The 17163-nt window shown below is 44.8% G+C and carries 13 protein-coding genes, 1 tRNA gene and 2 pseudogenes; 8 read left to right on the top strand and 8 right to left on the bottom strand.

Annotated elements, in window-relative coordinates; translation table 11 throughout:
- Positions 1-140: 140 nt before the first annotated feature.
- The 4 genes from BZK41_RS04000 to BZK41_RS03990 all read left to right on the top strand — a co-directional run bounded on the left by BZK41_RS04000 (position 141) and on the right by BZK41_RS03990 (position 2892).
- A tRNA-Leu gene (locus BZK41_RS04000) sits at positions 141-225 on the top strand.
- A 199-nt stretch (positions 226-424) separates the two neighbouring features.
- Positions 425-1675 (top strand): integrase arm-type DNA-binding domain-containing protein, encoded by a 1251-nt coding sequence (locus BZK41_RS03995; RefSeq protein ID WP_079937256.1) that lies wholly within the window; start codon positions 425-427, stop codon positions 1673-1675.
- A gap of 223 nt (positions 1676-1898) precedes the next feature.
- Positions 1899-2042: a hypothetical protein gene (locus BZK41_RS27215; RefSeq protein WP_172313064.1), complete on the top strand. Its 144-nt coding sequence runs from the start codon at positions 1899-1901 to the stop codon at positions 2040-2042.
- Positions 2011-2892 (top strand): nucleoid-associated protein, encoded by an 882-nt coding sequence (locus BZK41_RS03990; protein WP_270494442.1) that lies wholly within the window; start codon positions 2011-2013, stop codon positions 2890-2892. The genes BZK41_RS27215 and BZK41_RS03990 overlap by 32 nt, the downstream gene beginning before the upstream one ends.
- Positions 2893-3123: 231 nt before the next feature.
- Here BZK41_RS03990 and BZK41_RS03985 read toward each other — a convergent pair whose 3' ends face one another.
- Genes BZK41_RS03985 through BZK41_RS03965 form a run of 5 tightly spaced genes read right to left on the bottom strand, consistent with a single transcriptional unit; the run spans position 3124 to position 11377 of the window.
- Positions 3124-6141: a DEAD/DEAH box helicase family protein gene (locus BZK41_RS03985; protein ID WP_079937254.1), complete on the bottom strand. Its 3018-nt coding sequence runs from the start codon at positions 6139-6141 to the stop codon at positions 3124-3126.
- A 9-nt stretch (positions 6142-6150) separates the two neighbouring features.
- A complete protein-coding gene (locus tag BZK41_RS03980) occupies positions 6151-8190 on the bottom strand; it encodes a site-specific DNA-methyltransferase (RefSeq protein ID WP_079937253.1) in 2040 nt (679 codons plus the stop codon).
- 29 nt (positions 8191-8219) lie between these two features.
- Positions 8220-10334 carry a DUF262 and DUF1524 domain-containing protein gene (locus BZK41_RS03975; protein ID WP_079937252.1) on the bottom strand — a complete coding sequence of 705 codons (2115 nt, stop codon included), beginning with the start codon at positions 10332-10334 and terminating at the stop codon, positions 8220-8222.
- 1 nt (position 10335) lies between these two features.
- Complete coding sequence (locus tag BZK41_RS03970; RefSeq protein WP_079937270.1) at positions 10336-11133, bottom strand: DEAD/DEAH box helicase; 798 nt, start codon at positions 11131-11133, stop codon at positions 10336-10338.
- A 28-nt stretch (positions 11134-11161) separates the two neighbouring features.
- Positions 11162-11377, bottom strand: a complete 216-nt coding sequence (locus BZK41_RS03965) for a helix-turn-helix transcriptional regulator (RefSeq protein ID WP_079937251.1) — start codon at positions 11375-11377, stop codon at positions 11162-11164.
- A 356-nt stretch (positions 11378-11733) separates the two neighbouring features.
- Here BZK41_RS03965 and BZK41_RS03960 point away from each other — a divergent pair.
- A pseudogene (locus BZK41_RS03960) lies at positions 11734-12399 on the top strand (IS3 family transposase); the annotation flags it as partial.
- Between the two features lie 178 nt (positions 12400-12577).
- Here BZK41_RS03960 and BZK41_RS03955 read toward each other — a convergent pair.
- Positions 12578-12943, bottom strand: a complete 366-nt coding sequence (locus BZK41_RS03955) for a hypothetical protein (RefSeq protein WP_079937250.1) — start codon at positions 12941-12943, stop codon at positions 12578-12580.
- Positions 12944-13155: 212 nt separating this feature from the next.
- On the opposite strand from BZK41_RS03955, the gene BZK41_RS03950 reads away from it, so the two are divergent.
- Both BZK41_RS03950 and BZK41_RS03945 read left to right on the top strand, forming a co-directional pair.
- The gene (locus BZK41_RS03950; RefSeq protein ID WP_079937249.1) at positions 13156-13926 is read left to right on the top strand and encodes a hypothetical protein; all 771 of its coding nucleotides are present in this window, start codon (positions 13156-13158) and stop codon (positions 13924-13926) included.
- A 31-nt stretch (positions 13927-13957) separates the two neighbouring features.
- Positions 13958-14611: a hypothetical protein gene (locus tag BZK41_RS03945; protein WP_079937248.1), complete on the top strand. Its 654-nt coding sequence runs from the start codon at positions 13958-13960 to the stop codon at positions 14609-14611.
- 96 nt (positions 14612-14707) lie between these two features.
- Here BZK41_RS03945 and BZK41_RS03940 read toward each other — a convergent pair whose 3' ends face one another.
- Complete coding sequence (locus BZK41_RS03940; RefSeq protein ID WP_079937247.1) at positions 14708-14893, bottom strand: inovirus-type Gp2 protein; 186 nt, start codon at positions 14891-14893, stop codon at positions 14708-14710.
- Between the two features lie 52 nt (positions 14894-14945).
- On the opposite strand from BZK41_RS03940, the pseudogene BZK41_RS03935 reads away from it, so the two are divergent.
- Positions 14946-16047 (top strand): annotated as a pseudogene (locus BZK41_RS03935) (IS3 family transposase).
- A gap of 11 nt (positions 16048-16058) precedes the next feature.
- Here BZK41_RS03935 and BZK41_RS03930 read toward each other — a convergent pair.
- A complete protein-coding gene (locus BZK41_RS03930) occupies positions 16059-16868 on the bottom strand; it encodes a glycosyltransferase (RefSeq protein WP_253193742.1) in 810 nt (269 codons plus the stop codon).
- Positions 16869-17163 lie beyond the last annotated feature (295 nt).

The raw sequence follows: 17163 nt of genomic DNA, 5'->3' as shown, positions 1-17163 counted from the left end.
AGGGGGTAAACTGTGATGATGGTTACAGCTAAGAAAGGTAATGCTGAAATTTTCAACACTTAGCGAGCCAGACACACGCTGGCGCTTGCATGGCGGCGCATGACAGGTATAATCCACAACGTTTTCCGCATCCCTTCCGTGCCGGAGTGGCGAAATCGGTAGACGCAGTTGATTCAAAATCAACCGTAGAAATACGTGCCGGTTCGAGTCCGGCCTTCGGCACCATCGGAACATCAATAGACGTCAACGGACGTCTTTTTTTGTGCCTGAAATCCCCGTCATACAAGGCTTTCCGCGATTTTCCTTTCAACAGAAGTCAATCTGAGTCAACCCACATCAAGTCGCTTGTGAGTATAGAACCGAGTATATATGCTGGTTCGATAATGGTTGTATACTCACAGCGGCACATGGAAGGAGAACTTTTATGGCTCTGACAGATACTAAAGTACGTTCTGCGAAACCGCAGGAAAAGGAGTACACCCTAGTCGATGGGGATGGCATGTTTTTGCTAGTTCACCCCAACGGCTCTAGATACTGGCGGTTCCGCTTTCGCTTTGGTGGTAAGCAGCACCTGATGGCTTTCGGTGTTTACCCTGAAACTTCACTGGCTGATGCCCGTCAAAAAAGAGAAGAGGCTAGGAGACTTGTTGCTGCTGGAATCGACCCTCGCGAACACAAACGGGCAGTGAAAGAAGAACAGACGAAAGAAGCTATTACCTTTGAGTCAGTTGCCAGAGATTGGCATGCAACTAACAAGAAATGGTCAGAGGATCACAGTCGTAGGGTATTGAAGAGCCTGGAAGACAATCTGTTCTCTGCGATTGGCAAGCGTAGTATTGAAGAGCTAAAAACTCGCGACCTGCTTGCACCTATTAAAGTTGTAGAAGCAACAGGCCGCCTTGAAATTGCTTCTCGTCTCCAGCAGCGAACAACCGCCATCATGCGGTATGCCGTCCAAAGTGGCTTGATTGATTACAACCCAGCACAAGAGATGGCTGGTGCAGTTGCTTCCAGTAACCGTGTCCATCGCCCTGCACTTGAGCTGAAACGCCTACCGGAACTGCTACGCCGAATTGACGGTTACACGGGACGCCCTTTGACCCGTTTGGCCGTTGAGCTCACCTTGCTAATTTTTATTCGGTCTAGTGAGTTGCGTTTTGCACGCTGGTCAGAGATCGATTTTGAAACAGCAATGTGGACGATACCGGCTGAACGAGAAGTTATCGAAGGAGTTAAGCACTCTCAACGTGGTTCTAAAATGCGCACACCACATCTGGTGCCGTTATCTCATCAGGCGTTAGTAATCCTTAAACAGGTACACAAACTTAGTGGTGATCGCGACTTTGTTTTCGTTGGCGATCATAATCCTCGTAAACCGATGAGTGAAAACACGGTCAACAAGGCGCTGCGTGTTATGGGTTATGACACAAAGGTTGATGTTTGTGGGCATGGCTTCAGGACGATGGCGTGTAGCTCGTTGATTGAGTCAGGGCTGTGGTCCCGGGATGCTGTTGAAAGGCAGATGAGCCATATGGAGCGTAGCTCAGTACGTGCAGCGTACATTCATAAAGCAGAGCATCTGGATGAACGCAAATTGATGCTGCAATGGTGGGCTGATTTTTTGGATGCGAATCGCGAAAGTCCGGTCTCACCTTTCGATTACGCCAGACAATAACACTTATAGTCCATTCTCCCGGCAGGGATGCCGGAAGAATGTTTCCTTATTTTATTTTTCTTTTTTTCTGTATACCTTTCTTCACATAGGGCTGGAGACTCACTGACATCTGACTCTGTGCTGAAATAATTTACGCCGGGATAAGGGATTACCTATATTACCTGGATTGAAGCCTGACACAGCAATTAGCTATAAAAAAGATACGAAACAACGGGATGCCACTATGAGCTTTTTAACGGACGAAGAAATTAATGCACTGATAATAAAACGAATGATTTTCCATGTCGTTGGCGGGGAGCTGGAGATCCCCGTGCTGCTCAGCGAAATATCACCGCCTGAACACGTCGATTTTTCTAGAGCGTATTAAATTTTCATTAAGCGGTAACATGTTCCGGTTTACGGAATTGTCCAATACAGAGCGTATTCTACGCCTCATCAGGAACCATGCTGATACCGACGCCGGTTGTTTCACCGAACAGTCTACATTTCTAGCAAACGATTTTCAGTCTCACCACCACACAAAAAATGCCAGTATGGGGGTGTTCTTTCTTTTTGAGCTTCATACCCTCAACGATGAAAAGCTGTTTGCTCTCATTAAACATGATAATGAGGATGTGGTGCGCTACGTGCTGGATGCAGAGGGAAACGAGTTTCAGGTCCCCAGGCTCGAACGTTTCCGCGAAAGTTTCGTCAAGAAAGCGGAGGCCATGCAGAAAATTGCCCTAGTCCACCTGACGGCAGATGCTCAAGGTGGGCAGGTGGTCGTACGAGAGCGCAGCAAACGAACCAATATCTCCGTTTATTTTGAGCGTTTTCTGCAGGTACAGCGAGTCAACAGTACAGCCGACCTCAGCGAAAAACTGGTTGTCGCGCTCAAGGATGTCTTTAAACAGCACCGCGACCTGCAGCCGGACGACATCAAACGCAGCGGTGTTAACAAGATTTATGAAACGTTACATCACGGTGCGCAAAATTTTAACACCGATGAGCCCCTTTCCCTACTAAACCAGATTTTTAGGCCAATGGAAGAAGATCATCTGCTGGTCAAATCCTTTACCCGCAAAATAAAGGACCTAGGTATTTCAGGTGAATCTTTCCAGATAGTCCCAGAAAACATCCCTAAGCCACGGAAAAGAAAACTGGAAACTCTGGAGGATGTTAACGTCGGCCATCGTGCTCATTTTGGCCATGATATTGCTCACAGCAGCAGTAGGTGAATTCTGGTCTCTGAGTATGCTTGTAAACTAAAAAATTTTATTAAATAAAAACAATTACTTAAGTGTTAATAAAGTGATTTTTCTATATTTACTACCCAATTTACTACCCATAAGAGAGTTGTTTAATTGGTTTGTGCAGAAAGAACATTGAGCTTTCCCTCCTCATGCCTATTAAGGTGGGAAAGCTGGGAAAGTGGGAAACAAAATAACCCACCTTCATTGTAAAGTTAATTAGCCATGCAATGCTTCTGCTAAATTCGTGACCACATCGTAATTCACGCCGATTGCAGCAAAATGCTTCTCGCCGCAGGCAATTTTATCTTGCTCGGACTCACGTAGTTCTTTGCGGTTACGTGTACTTTTGGTTTCTCGTACCAGATACAGTTTTTCTTCACCCTCTGTCACTAACGCCCAGTCAGGGTTATAGGGGCCAACGGGGGTATCTATCTTAAAGCTGGCGGGTAGTTTGCAGTAAAACTTGATCCGCTCGTCATTATCACAAGCTTTAGCAAACTCACGTTCAACTTCTGAATCGTACTCAACGAAATCAAATAGTGTTTTATCTTGGTTTTGCACTTCGTACAGATTATTCAAGTAGCGGGTTATCCCGCGTTCGGCCTCTTGTTCGATGTTGTGCATTTCATAAACACTACCACCGACCCTTTCATACTCGATACCTTGCACTGTCACGTGATGCAAAACATCCTGAATACACTGGGTAACTTGGTTAATAAACACTTGCGGATTCTCAAGAAAGTCCTTTAACCTGCCACTGCTTTTGAGTATCTCTACTAAAGTGTGGCGAGTCAGCTCAGTACTGTTTTGCAGATAAGCCAATAGATCGGGCAAATCCGGTGACTGGCTTATTTCTCGCACGCCGCCAGAAATTTGCTCCCCTTCGATCCCGGCCTTGTTGGTATCTAATCGATAGACTTCAGTTGTTATCCGTGAGCGGTGAATTGGCGGCATTTCCGCAATGGCTTTAGCTGCCGCTTTAACCAGTTCATCGGTATCAAAGGTCACGCGGAATCGAGTTCGCTGGCTTATGCGCTCCCAAAGTTCTCTGAATGTCGGGTCTAGCGTAACGTTTTTACGAAGTGTTAGCGTGCGTTTGTCCCGCGCATTAACAATTCTATTCTTAAACACGTATTTATTTATTTCATCCGTGACCTGTGGTCGCATGTGTGCCCATTCTGGTGGGAGGTCGAGAATGAAGTGAGGATTCTTAGGATCGAATTTATCCGTCACCCTACCTTCTGCATCCAGATGTCCATTTTTTTGTAACGAGTTAAAAATCGCTTCTGAGGCTTCTTGTCCAATATTCACAAATTGACTAGCGTCAGGATTAGCCAACTTAGCAAATGCATTGATACCCAATTTACCAAAGCCTATGCCGTAGTCTTCCTCATACTCAGTCTGCAGTTGCTTAGCGAAATCATCGTATGATTCGTTAGCTATCACGGTTAGTCTGTTCACCGAAGCATCATGAACACGTTCGCCGTTTTGGTTTACAGGCAAACGTAAGCCTCGGCCAATTTCCTGACGTTTTCTATCAGTGCTTTTGGTTTCGTTTAACGTACAAATTTGGAACACATTGGGGTTATCCCAACCTTCGCGTAAAGCTGTGTGGGAGAAGATAAAACGCAGAGGCTCGTCAAGAGATAGCAAGCGTTCCTTATCTCGCATGATCAATGAATAGGTGTCTTCATCGTCTTTAGTCTTGCCCGTGGTGTCCTTAGCTATGCCTTTTTTGTCTTGCGAAAAATAGCCGTTGTGAACCTCTGCTACAGGAAAATTTAACAGTCCACGATACAAGGGTTTCTGTGTTAGTTCGTTGTATGCTTCTTCAAACCAAAGCCCCAGCTTGCCAAAACTGGTGGTGCCGTCGTCGTTGTATTCACGGTAGTTGGATACTTTATCGATAAAAAACAGAGAAAGTACTTTGATGCCTTTGCCTTTAACTGCAAGTTCTTTCTTTAGGTGCTGCTCTACGGTTTCATAAATCTGCGCTCGCATCAGCTCACCGTCTAAGCCACCGAGTTGCTCACCTAATCGTAATACTTGACCATTTGCGAACTCAACATGTTCGATCCCCGGCTCACAACTAATGTTGGCGACAATCCACCCATGTTGATATTCCTGTCGTTCTTTCGACGAAGTGTATAAATCGGCTCCTTGCTTAACGGTAAGTAGCTTTTTCTTTGGTCCGGCTTTATCCTGCACATTAATTTGCAGCTTAGCCTTAATGCCGTTTTTGTTATCCACTTCTTTCAAAGCGACGAATGTATTGTTGAAACTTTGCTCTTCAACCATGCTGGCGACTTCAATGCGTTTCACCAACTTAAGATCATAGGCTTCTATCGGCCCCAAGCTATACAGCAAGTTGTAAGGGTTCTTGTGCGTTGCAGAATAACGCAAGGTACAAAGCGGATTCAGGTTGTGCAGGGCTTCAGAACGCTTGGTTTGGTCTTTTCTAGTATCGCCTTCAACCGACTGAGGTTCGTCGATTATGACTATCGGATTAGCTGCACGAATAAAGTCGATGGGTTTGTTGCCACTCAGCTTGTCTTGCTCACGGTTGATAATATTTTGCTCTTTCTCAAAAGCCTGAATATTGATCACCATGATCTGGATTTTGTTGCTCGAACCAAACTGGCGTACTTGGCCTAGTTTGGAAGGGTCATAGACAAAATGGTCGAACGGAACATGGTCGTAAAGCTCTCGAAAGTGCTCTCGCATAATATGAATGCTTTTCAGCACCCCTTCGCGAATCGGCACACTCGGCACTACGATGATGAACTTGGTAAACCCATAGGTTTTATTGAGTTCAAATAAGGTACGCAGGTAAACGTAAGTTTTACCCGTGCCGGTTTCCATCTCAACAGAGAAGTGCGGCACCTGCTTTTTAAGCTTATAAGTGCCTTTTTCCTCTTCCAGCTCTAAGTCAAACGAGGTACTGAGCAGTTCATCAGCGAGAACAACATTGTTAGTTTCCTGTACCTTACGCAGGTTTCTGAGCAGATGTTCCTGAGTGAGCAATAATTGGTTTGAAACGGCAACGATACCGCTAAATCCGTCACCGTCCAATGAAAGCTGGCTGCCTCCAGTTTGTTGCCCTACCGATACAGTAAAGGCATCCTGCGCTAAAGGTTGCTCTTCAAATAAATCCACTACCGCCTGAACAGCATGTTTCTGATAGTCGAGGGTTGAGTTAAATTTAAGTTTTAGCCCTTTATTGATATTCGACATCACCACTCCTTAAACAACTTTGAAAACCATTTCGGCATCGCTGTTTTGCGAGCGGGCTTTAAACGCCTGAGCAGCATTGGCTTTTAGCTGGTCATTGCCTTGGAAACCTTTATCCAAACAGATAAATTGCATTGGCTCTAGGGCTATTATTTCTTCGATGAGTTCATCTGTAAGCTGATCTTCCAGACAAATAAGCAATGCATTATTTGCAATCGAAAAGACTGTCTTACCGCTTATGTTTATTACTTTAATTACTGTATCTAATTGAAACCCAGCTTTCAGCAGTAATTCAAATAACGTATCTTCAGTACTACTATCTTTGGAATTATCAACATACAGCTCTAAAGCTTGTTGCAATTCAGACTCATTTGAAACATTACTAGGAATCCATTGCATGAATGTAGATGGTGCCAATTTAAAAACTTTGAAACCTAAGTCGATTCCTTTTGATTCATTACCTTCATTTTTTATTTTCTCAGATGCTTTGCGAATCCTAGCTTTTGATAAATCAGAGATTGTAAATAACCCCTGTGCACGAGCTAATGAAGGATCAGGTGTTGGCTCTGGAAGTTGAACTGCAATAAATTTTCGATTTGATCTATTTTTCCAGTTAAGTTCGAATACGGCATGAGCAGAAGAGCCAGAACCTGCAAAGAAATCTAATATAATGTCATCATTACTAGTACAGTAGTCAAAAAGCCTTGCGAGTATTTCGTGATCTTTCGGGTTTTCAAATACTTTTTCGCCGAAGAGATCCTTAATTACGTCGTTAGACGGCTGAGAATGTCGGTAGAAAACACTACCCATAACTTGCTTTTTACCGCCAGCATCCTCATCCGAAGTAGCTGACTCAGGATCGATATATAAATATGATTTTAGTATTGGAGGCTGTGAATGGTCATCTCTGAAGTGAATATAACCTTCATGAATTTTTTGCTTCATGGTTGATTCTACAAACCTCCACCCATCATCAGGTACTTTACACGGTTGTCCTGTGATTGGGTGGAGTAAATCATATTTTGGACCACCACCGCCCGGCCAAGAAATATTATTATCTCGCCAAATTCCACGCTGATCTACAAACCTGCTTCGTGCATATTTCTTCGATGGATGGTCTGCATCCAAGGATTTATAAAAAGAGATCAACTCTTCACTTATTTTTTCAAATTGTTCGAAGTAAATGCTTTTTGCTTTATTGTATACGTTAATTATCTCTTGAATACCTTCTTTGGGCTCACGCCATGGTTGAGTTATTTCTTCAATAAATGCTAAATTTTTAGCATACAAAACCATATATTCATGCCCAACGGAAACTCTTTTGGCATCATTTTTTCTGCCTTTTTCCCAAACTAATGTGGATATAAAGTTTTCTTCACCAAATATTTGATCAGTAAGTTGCTTAAGGTTATATAGTTCCCTGTCGTTAATAGAAATACATATCACACCATCGTCTTGCAGTAAGTTTCTTGCTAAAAATAAACGCGGGTAAATCATGTTCATCCACTTTGAGTGGAAGCGTCCTTCAGAAGTAGTATTAGTTGTAAACTTTTTCCCTTCATCATCTAGCAGGCCAGCATAAGCTAAATAGGTATCTAAGGTTTCCTGATAATTATCAGGGTAGATAAATTCATTCCCGGTATTGTATGGTGGGTCGATATAGATCATTTTCACCTTGCCGTAATAGCTCTTTTGCAATAGCTTTAGTACTTCAAGGTTGTCACCTTCGATAAACAGGTTCTTGGTGGTATCCCAATCCACAGACTCGTCCGGGCAGGGCTTTAAGGTTGCTCGGCTTGGCTCCTGAATCACTTTCATGCAGTCGCGCTTTCCCGGCCATTCCATACCATAACGCTCGCGTCTTCCCTCGTAGATATCAGAGAAGGTCCCTAATTCGGCCTTAAGGCGTTCAAAGTCAATGGATGACACGACATTGCCGTCAGCGTCTCTCGTTTCGGTAAACACACCGGGGAAGAGTTGTTTTAGTTCATCACGACGCTGAGCGGCAATATCTAGACTTTCTCCACTCATCACTTCAGGCTTATGTGTCATCTTGTTTTCACTCTTTAAAATTCTAAAAATTAATCTATTAAGCTCACGTCAGATCCCATTTGGCGTTCGAATGCTTGAGTAACCAAAGCCATGACATGAGATAGATCGTCTAGATTATCGAGGCCTACCTCAACATCACCGTTACCCCAACGCCCTAGATTGGTTACATCTTTACAGAGACCACGGGGGTCATCTATCTCGGCAAACGGCATATTCAACGATAAACGTAGGCGTTTCGCCTGTGGCACCACATCGACAAAATTGGTCTCGGCTTTAAAGGCGACATAGAGTTTTTTCACTTCTTCTGTTACGCATGGGTCCAGATCCAGCACCGCCTTACGGAAAACCTGATAAATTTCAGCTATTTTATCCGTCATCAAATGTGGATGATCTGCCAAACTGTATTCACTTGTTTGGTCATTTGTTGGTCTGTAAGCGTCGATAATATCATTGGGTAATGCGACATCTACCCATACCTTAGTTGCCTTGTCGGCCAGCCTGTTAGCGCGTTTTGTTATTGCATCTTCGTTCCATATAGGCTCGACCGCAATCCCCTCGTTCATCTTGAGAGGGCTGAATTTGAAACCAAATTCATGTTCACACTTGGCGATAAACGCACTGTTGCTGTATTCCGAATTGTACCCCGTTAAGGTTAAGTTTCCGAGGGTATGACGGTAAGTCTCCCAAATGCGTTGCCAGTCATCGCCTAGCTCTGCTCGCCACACCTGTGGCAATTTTTCTGGGTTATTGTCTGCCTGCGGTATGATGTGCTCAATGGTGTAATCATCGACCAACACGCGTTCTTTACGGCCAAAGTTTTCCATCCGCCGTAACCAGTAGCTTTTGTTTCGGAAGTTGTAGATATCTTTGGTTTGAATTTTCCTATGGAACTCCTCATCGTTTGGAAAACGGCGGTAGGATGGTAATAACAGGAAGGAAGCTTGTATGCTTTCGAGGTAGCGATCCTTTTTAAGGCCCATCCCCATCCGAGCAAAGGTTTTGTTCATGGAGTTGGTTGGGATCTCGCAAATGGCGCGTCTGAAAACATAGCTTTCGATTATACGCACAGCAGACAAAAATTCGCTGCGGCTCAAGAGTTCAGACGAGTAGTCTGAATACAACTCAAGCAAAAGTGGATAAGCCACATCAACTTTCAGTTCTCGTAAGTCTTTAAATGCCAGCTTTAACTGTTCGTCCTTCTCTTTGCCTAAGGCGAAAGCGCAGAAATACACCGCATAGTTTCTTATTTCTTTAACTAGTTCATCTACACCTTTGCTTGCAACTACTGGTCGTCTTGAATATTCCTTAAACACGTCATACACATCGCCAATTTTGGGGATCTCACGTGTTTTAACGGTAAGGAAGTGACGCATAAAGCTGTCAAAGTAGTCACTATATGCCTGTTGTCCAAACGCTAACTCCATTGGCCGCCAGTATTGTTCATACAGGTGTGTCTGACGCTCTGGCTCTAGGCCCATCAGTATGTAGTTACGGATCAGATCTGCTTGGCTCAGTTCTTTGCCCGTTGAGTTCATGCTCTCAAAAATGAGCTGAGGGTTATCTTGTTCGCGATTTAATGAAATATCGACCACCATTAATTTAGCTAAACCGCTGCATACCGGTTTTAAATCGCCCATCTTTTGCAGTTTTGATTTAAAAAACTCAAAGTTTTCAACTACTCGTATTGATCTCTCGTTCGGCTGCTCCAGCCCTTTGATGATGGCTTTTAACGACAGATCGTCGGTTTGTGACAATACCAGCTTGTAAAATTTCTCGCCGCTTTCAAGTGGGTTAGTTAAGTAATAGCCTTTTAATTTTGCTTGGCTGAAATCCTCCAATGGTTCTTGATCACCAATGACTTCGGTTAATGCAGCAATTAAAAGGGTTATTGTTGTTAAGCGTTGCTGACCGTCAATCACCAAAAGCGGTGTTTGTGATGAGACGGAATACAGACCTTTTTCAACATAGACAACAGATCCCATAAAATGGGCATTAATATCATCATCCTTGCCGCTGCGAATGATGTCATCCCACAATTGTTGGCACTCTTTTTCTTTCCAAGAGTAAGTGCGCTGATAAATTGGAATAACAAATTGAGGCGATTTTTTAAGAAATTCTAATAGTTTCGCTTCGGTGGCTTTCATATTAGATCAAGCTCCATCTTATACATGAACACATGTTGTTCAGTTGTGTTCGTTTGCAGCTTCTGTTCGATAATCGACCTTTCAGCTCACCGAATTGTTCCGGAGACGTCATCCGAGAATATTGGCTGCGGAAGGATTTTTCATCACCAAAAGCATATTCATCGATAAAGCTAACAAGACCATAAAGCTCCATCAGGTTGTTTTGTAACGGGGTAGCTGTCAATAATACTTTGGGTACATTGGTCAATGCCGTGCGCAAGGCCCGCGCAGTCTTATTCTGCGTCTTGTAGACATTGCGCAGGCGGTGGGCTTCATCGAGAACTACCAAGTCCCTGCGCACCAATATGAGCTTTCCTGCATGTCTGGCTGCAAAAGGGTAAGAACAAATTAGAATTTCGTTTGCTTCGAACGGGTTTAAGTTGCCAGCTTTGATGGCTGCATTGAATGATTTTGCTTCCAAAATTTGTGATGGAAGAAAGAACTTCTCTGCCAGTTCTTGGCTCCATTGCTTGCGCAAGCTAGCGGGTACGACTATTAACATGCGCTTCTTGCCTTCTGCCCACTTTTGCGACAGAACAAGACCTACCTCAATGGTCTTCCCTAGACCTACCTCATCAGCCAAAATCGCACCATTGGACAACGGTGATTTAAAAGCAAATAGCGCTGCCTCTACTTGATGAGGGTTGAGATCGACCCTTGCATCCATCAACGTTCCCGCCAGTTTTTCTATAGAAGTGGGTGAACCTCGTTTACTCAGTTCGTGAGCAAAATATTTTGCATGGTACTCAGTTATCGGCATCCTGGAATTCCTTTCTTGGATTTTCATTCTATGCTGGTGAATTTGATGCTTGAAGTTCCAGTAGGTCACCAATACCACAGCCGAACAACCGACAGAGTTTTTCTATCGTAACTAAATCCACCTTTTGAGCTGTTTCTCGGTAGAGGAGAGTAATTGTGGCGCGGCTGAGTCCTGTTTCTCTGGCAACGTCTACAATACGCATCTTGTGTTCACCCATCATGCGGGCGAGATGGCAGCGAATCATGATCGTCCCCTTGGACTAACTGTCTGGTTTTATGAACTGGATTCGAGAATACCACTGCTTGCATAGTGTTTTGCGAGTTCAAGTTAAATTTTGTTACCTAAACAGCAGTTTGTGAAGTCCTAGAACCACATCTGCAGTAACAGGATATTTAGTTGGATTAGACCTAAACTGCTAGAGGTCAGTTGTCACCATCTACGCAGTCGATTCAAATCGACAAGATTTGCACTATCAGATGGCCACGTCGTTTCCAGCAATTGGTCAGCAATCTCCCAAACTGTCCGTCAGTTCGATATTGCACTCAAAAGCTACCAACAACTGCTTTTTGATGGAAGGCGGGTATCACCGCCCTGTTTTCGTTACGGTATGGGTGTCCGCGTATTCATATCCAGCTGCGGCGGGAAGGCTGGCTTGTTAACCATAAGAAAACACGCCGGATTTACTGTCTGGAAGGCCTTAACCTGCGCAGGAAGCGCCCCCGCAGACATGTCAGTGCAGCACATCGCCAGCAACGTCCGGTCCTGACCCATATCGATCAGTGCTGGAGTATGGATTTCGTGTCGGATAATCTGTTTAACGGACGGCGTTTCCGGGCACTGACTGTAGTCGATAATTTTTGTCGGGAGTGTCTGGTGATCCATGCCGGAAAGTCGCTGAAAGGTGAGGATGTGGTCGATGTGATGGAAGGGTTGCGGGTACTGGGTAAGCGTCTTCCGGTACGTATACAGACAGATAACGGCAGCGAGTTTATCTCAAAAAGTTTGGATAAATGGGCATATGAACACGGAGTGACCATGGACTTCTCGCGCCCCGGAAAGCCGACAGATAACCCGTTTATTGAATCATTTAACGGGAGTCTGCGGGATGAGTGTCTGAACATTCACTGGTTCCTTTCACTGGAAGATGCGCAGGACAAACTCGACAACTGGTGCAGGGAATACAATCATGAGAGAACGCATTCATCATTAAATGACATGACCCCGGCTGAATTTATCCGAAGTATCCGGAAAGACGAAGATCTCTGATTTAGCAATGCACTGATTTTGGGTTAGGGTCAAAAGACGAAGATCTCTGATTTAGCACTGCATTGATTTTGGGCCAGGGTCACACTTATGCGGAATTTTCACAACAAACAGTTTTAACTATGATTGTTATCCCTTTTCCTCAAGCGTGTAAGTCCATTCCCTACATTGTGGGCACTGCTTAGTTCCGTAGTACTGGTGGCCGCACCAGACACAGTGCCATTTTCTCTGCGTTGTTTTTATTCGTAGTATTCTTGGGCCTAATGGTGGTATGGGGGCTATCTGAGTGACTGTTGTTACGGGTCTGCTTATCGCCATCCCTGTACCCGGCGAGCGCATACCGGCAGCTGCGAGTTCTGGTGATTTCCTGCAGATTGTGGCGTAAGTGAACAAATTCCTCCTCACCCGATTTATTCTCGATAACCACCACGCTGGCATGGCAGCTATCGCACTTCAGTCGCCTCATGTAATCAACGGGTAGTTCACGGATTGTGACCCACTCTCCATCATCGGTAATCGCGTGTTCAATAGGTCTGAATAGTTGCATCCCAATTTCTCCATATTCCTGGTAAGGCGGCGGGTAACCATACTCACCGCTATAGTCATGGGATAGCTGGGATATGTTTGAATTAACAAAGAGATAAGTGGCGAAATATGGATGCTTCTATTTATGGTAAAAATGGCTTGCTGTGCCTTTTTTAACCTGCAATGCTGAGCCTACTGGCAGCGCTGGAGCAGCATTATTGGGAATAGAAAATTATGGATAAAGCAGAAGTTCTGGAGAAAAATGGTTGGGTTGCAACCAACATCGATGATTTTGCACAAAGAGTGAAGGGAATTCCACGGGATAGTTACCCTCCATTACGTTGCCTCGCTTGTGAAAAGCCAGTGCATGATAGTGGATTGGTAACCCCTAATCCTGATTATCGCCCCAGGTTCTCGCATTCAGTACCTCCGGAGAATGGAGAGCTTTGCCCACTAAGTGCAGAGACACGCCGTTTCAGCGGGTTAGCCGGAAATGACAGTACTGCAACAACGGAGCTAGCCAGAACACGGCGTGCGCAGTTTATGGTCTTCGATAGTCTATGTAGGGCCTATATTGTCTGCCGCTCACTACGGGGAGGAAAGGGTAAGCTTGACCAAAAGTCGTTTATTCGATTGGTCAGGATAGCTGATAGCTTTGGGATCTGGCGTTATAGCTATCTCCCTGAATGGGGTATCCCTCTTCTTTTAATGCTGATGGACAATCATCCAACACCGAATGGTAAGTCTGCATTTTTCTATTCACTTAAGAAAGACAGAGCCCGCCGGGGGGGTGAGTGGCAAAATCTTAACGTACGGCTGGAAGCGCATTGGGTTAGCAGTAGTGAACTTATTGTACCAAATCCTGAGAAGCCAGCTTCGTTCCTGCTGGAGATCCCCTTCAAGAAGGATGTTGTTAATGACATCTTGGGGAAAGAGGACCTATCGTGGTGTACAAGGGATGTGCTGAGAAACTTGAGTGCCTTTAGCATCAGCGAATTACGGTAAAATATCCCTTAAAACGTAATGAGAGAGCAGAATGGCATTTGAATTGAAAGATTTATTAACTCCGGCAGCCTCCCTTTTAGCAGTCTGGCTTACTGCCAGGTTTACCCTTAATCGTGAAATTCGTAAGAAAGAACTGGAGCTTCGTGTTGATCGACTTGAGAAGCTCTCTGCTGATTGTGATGAGGTCTTATTACAGCTTATCAATTATGCCGGTGGTATTAGTGGGCTTGTCCAGTCTCGGCTCTTAGAGGTCACTCAGGCTCAATCAAAGACCCAAATTCCTATTCAAGCACTTTCCGAATACAAGGACCTATTAGATGACAGCAAATGGTCTCCGGATCGGGAGAAAGGACGAAGATGCGAACACGGCTTACGCTTCCATCATTATCAGGAATGGCAAAAATGGGATGCTATTGTTCCGAAGCTGCAAAACGATATTTACGATTTTTTCATGATTACACGTGCTGGTGAGATCGTTAAAGATTTAAAGGACCAGGGCCGAACACAAGAAGAGTGTGAGGCATTCGTTCGACAACTCAGTAAATGGCAAAAAGATGCTAACTTCCTGCGAAAACAGCTACTTGACACTATGTCTAACGATTTTCATGAGTTAACTAAGTCGAAATCATCTTCATGGTTTAGATGGTCTTATGTACGTTCGTGGTTCAAGAAGTCTGGATGTTAAAATCGAAAATAGGACTATGCACGTCATAAGTAGGAGATACTTGTACCTACCCCTGATAAAGATGCAGGAGAATGCCTTCCCCTGCATTTTACTGATTTATTTAATACTTCCCCCAAATGATCGCTCTTCCTTGCTGTACTGCTTAGTACGCTCCTTAGCGAAATAGCTTAGATGGCTCAGCAGCTCACGGCGTTGTTGTTCAAAGCGGTCTTGCCGAAGACGCTCCAGGTAGTGTGGCGTATTGGTAAAGGAAACTGTAAGTATCCCGCATAATCGTGCCATTCACATTTAGAGATCCTCCGGCATAATCAATCTGCCAACAAAGGAGATCGCTATGCGTAAAGCCCGTTTTACTGAGCATCAGATCATTGCCGTAATTAAATCGGTTGAAGCCGGACGAACTGTTAAGGATGTCTGCCGGGAGGCCGGTATATCTGAAGCCACCTACTACAACTGGAAGTCCAGATACGGCGGCATGGAGGCTTCTGATATTAAAAAGATCAAGGATCTTGAGGACGAGAATCGGCGTCTCAAACAGATGTTTGCCGACCTGAGCCTTGAGAACCGGGCGCTGAAAGACGTTATCGAAAAAAAGCTTTAAAACCAGCCTTTAAGCGTGAGCTGGTCACTCATCTGATAACGACATTTGGACTCAGTATCCGTCAGGCCTGCTGGAGTCTTAACCTGAGCAGAACGGTTTACCATTACCGTCCGGATACCACGCGTGACGAACCCGTTATTGTCGCGTTGCAGGCAGTGGCAGAGCGATACCCACGGTACGGTTTTCCAAAACTTTTCCAGGTTCTGCGGCGGCAGGGATACCCGTGGAATCACAAAAGGATCCATCGTATTTATTGTCTGCTGAAACTGAATTTTCGCCGTAAAGGCAAACAACGGTTGCCAGTACGTAATCCCTCACCATTGGCCACACCGGAAGCGCTGAACCAGAGCTGGTCTGTCGATTTTATGCATGATGCCCTGGTCTGTGGCCGTCGTTTTCGCACGTTCAATGTCGTTGATGACTTTAACCGTGAGGCGTTGTCGATTGAAATCGATCTGAATCTGCCAGCTCTTCGCGTCGTCCGGGTACTCGACAGGATCGCGGCTATCCGGTCATGCTACGCATGGATAATGGTCCGGAATTTATCTCACTTGTACTTGCTGAATAGGCAGAGCAACATGCAGTAAAACTGGAATTTATTCAGCCGGGTAAGCCGACGCAGAACGCTTTTATTGAGCGCTTTAACCGAACATACCGTACAGAAATACTCGATTTTTATCTGTTCAGAACGCTGAATGAAGTGCGGGAAATCACGGAAAGATGGGTGTCAGAATATAACTGTGAACGCCCGCATGAATCACTGAACAATATGACGCCAGAGGAATATCTACAACACCATTATTTGGCCGGGATCTCAAAAAATGCCTGGAACTAAAACGGGTCTATTTACACTACCAGCGCATGCCGGTACAAAAATACCTTTATTTTTTTGTTTTGTGCTTGTTCCGCTACCTGGATGATTTCTGCGATCACTTCAACATAGCTTATAGCACGAACATCGTAGTAATCCGGCCGATGCGTGATAGAGGCCTTATTGTTGATATAGATATAGTCCTTAATATCCAATGTACAGAATCGACCATTGCTCGCCGCAAGATGAACCGTCCACAGAATGTCTTTGTGGCTCTTGCCGGACTGGAAGTGCAGTGAATGTTGTTTGATATAGGATGATCTGACCATTTGCAGCCACAGGTAATGCGGCCATTCGCGATGGATAACGCTGAGTCTGAGCCACTCATGACCTGACAACGTCGCTTCATAGGGCTGCTTTGTATGAACGGCTCTTCGATGGCTGTCAGCGCCAGAATGCCAGCCATTAAAGATCATGACGTCGGCTTGCGACACAGTAGCTGCTTGCCATCGTTTTTCAATAAACCCGTCGGCAATATCATCGTCAGCATCGAGGAAAACAACCCACTCTCCCCGATGGATGTCTAGTGCTGCATTGCGTGCTCCGTAGACCCCCTCGTTGGCCTGCTCAATCAGAATGAGTCGGTCATCGTGGATTTGGCGGATAATGTTGCCGGTACCATCGGTAGAACCGTCATCGACAATGATTAATTCAATAGCAACGTGGGGTTCACTGAGGATTTTATTAACCAGACTACCAATGGTCACAGCAGCGTTGTAAGCAGGGATAATGGCGCTGACATCGATTCTATTTTTCATTGAGCTACGATTTTCTTTTGTTGTCATCTTTGAGGCGTCTGATCGGGATAATCCTTCTTTCCCTGATTTCCTCATCGATATCGAATAAGCACTCGTCGCAGAATTCATTATCGAGTGAGAGCCACCGTTCAAGGACGCTTCTTTTTTTGTTGCAACGTGCACATCTCTTCATCTTTCCGCGCCTTTGTGACCTCGTGATTTGGGGTACATGGAAAATGGGCGTAGCAAGCCTCAGCTAGATAACTAACCGTAATAAAAGGGCTTTTCTGCGTGCAATGTAAGACAAGGATAACCAGGCAGGTTGCAAGAAAGATAATCGTTT

Source organism: Citrobacter sp. A316 (assembly GCF_002042945.1).
Taxonomy (GTDB): domain Bacteria; phylum Pseudomonadota; class Gammaproteobacteria; order Enterobacterales; family Enterobacteriaceae; genus Citrobacter; species Citrobacter portucalensis.
This window is presented reverse-complemented; position numbering and strand designations above follow the sequence as displayed.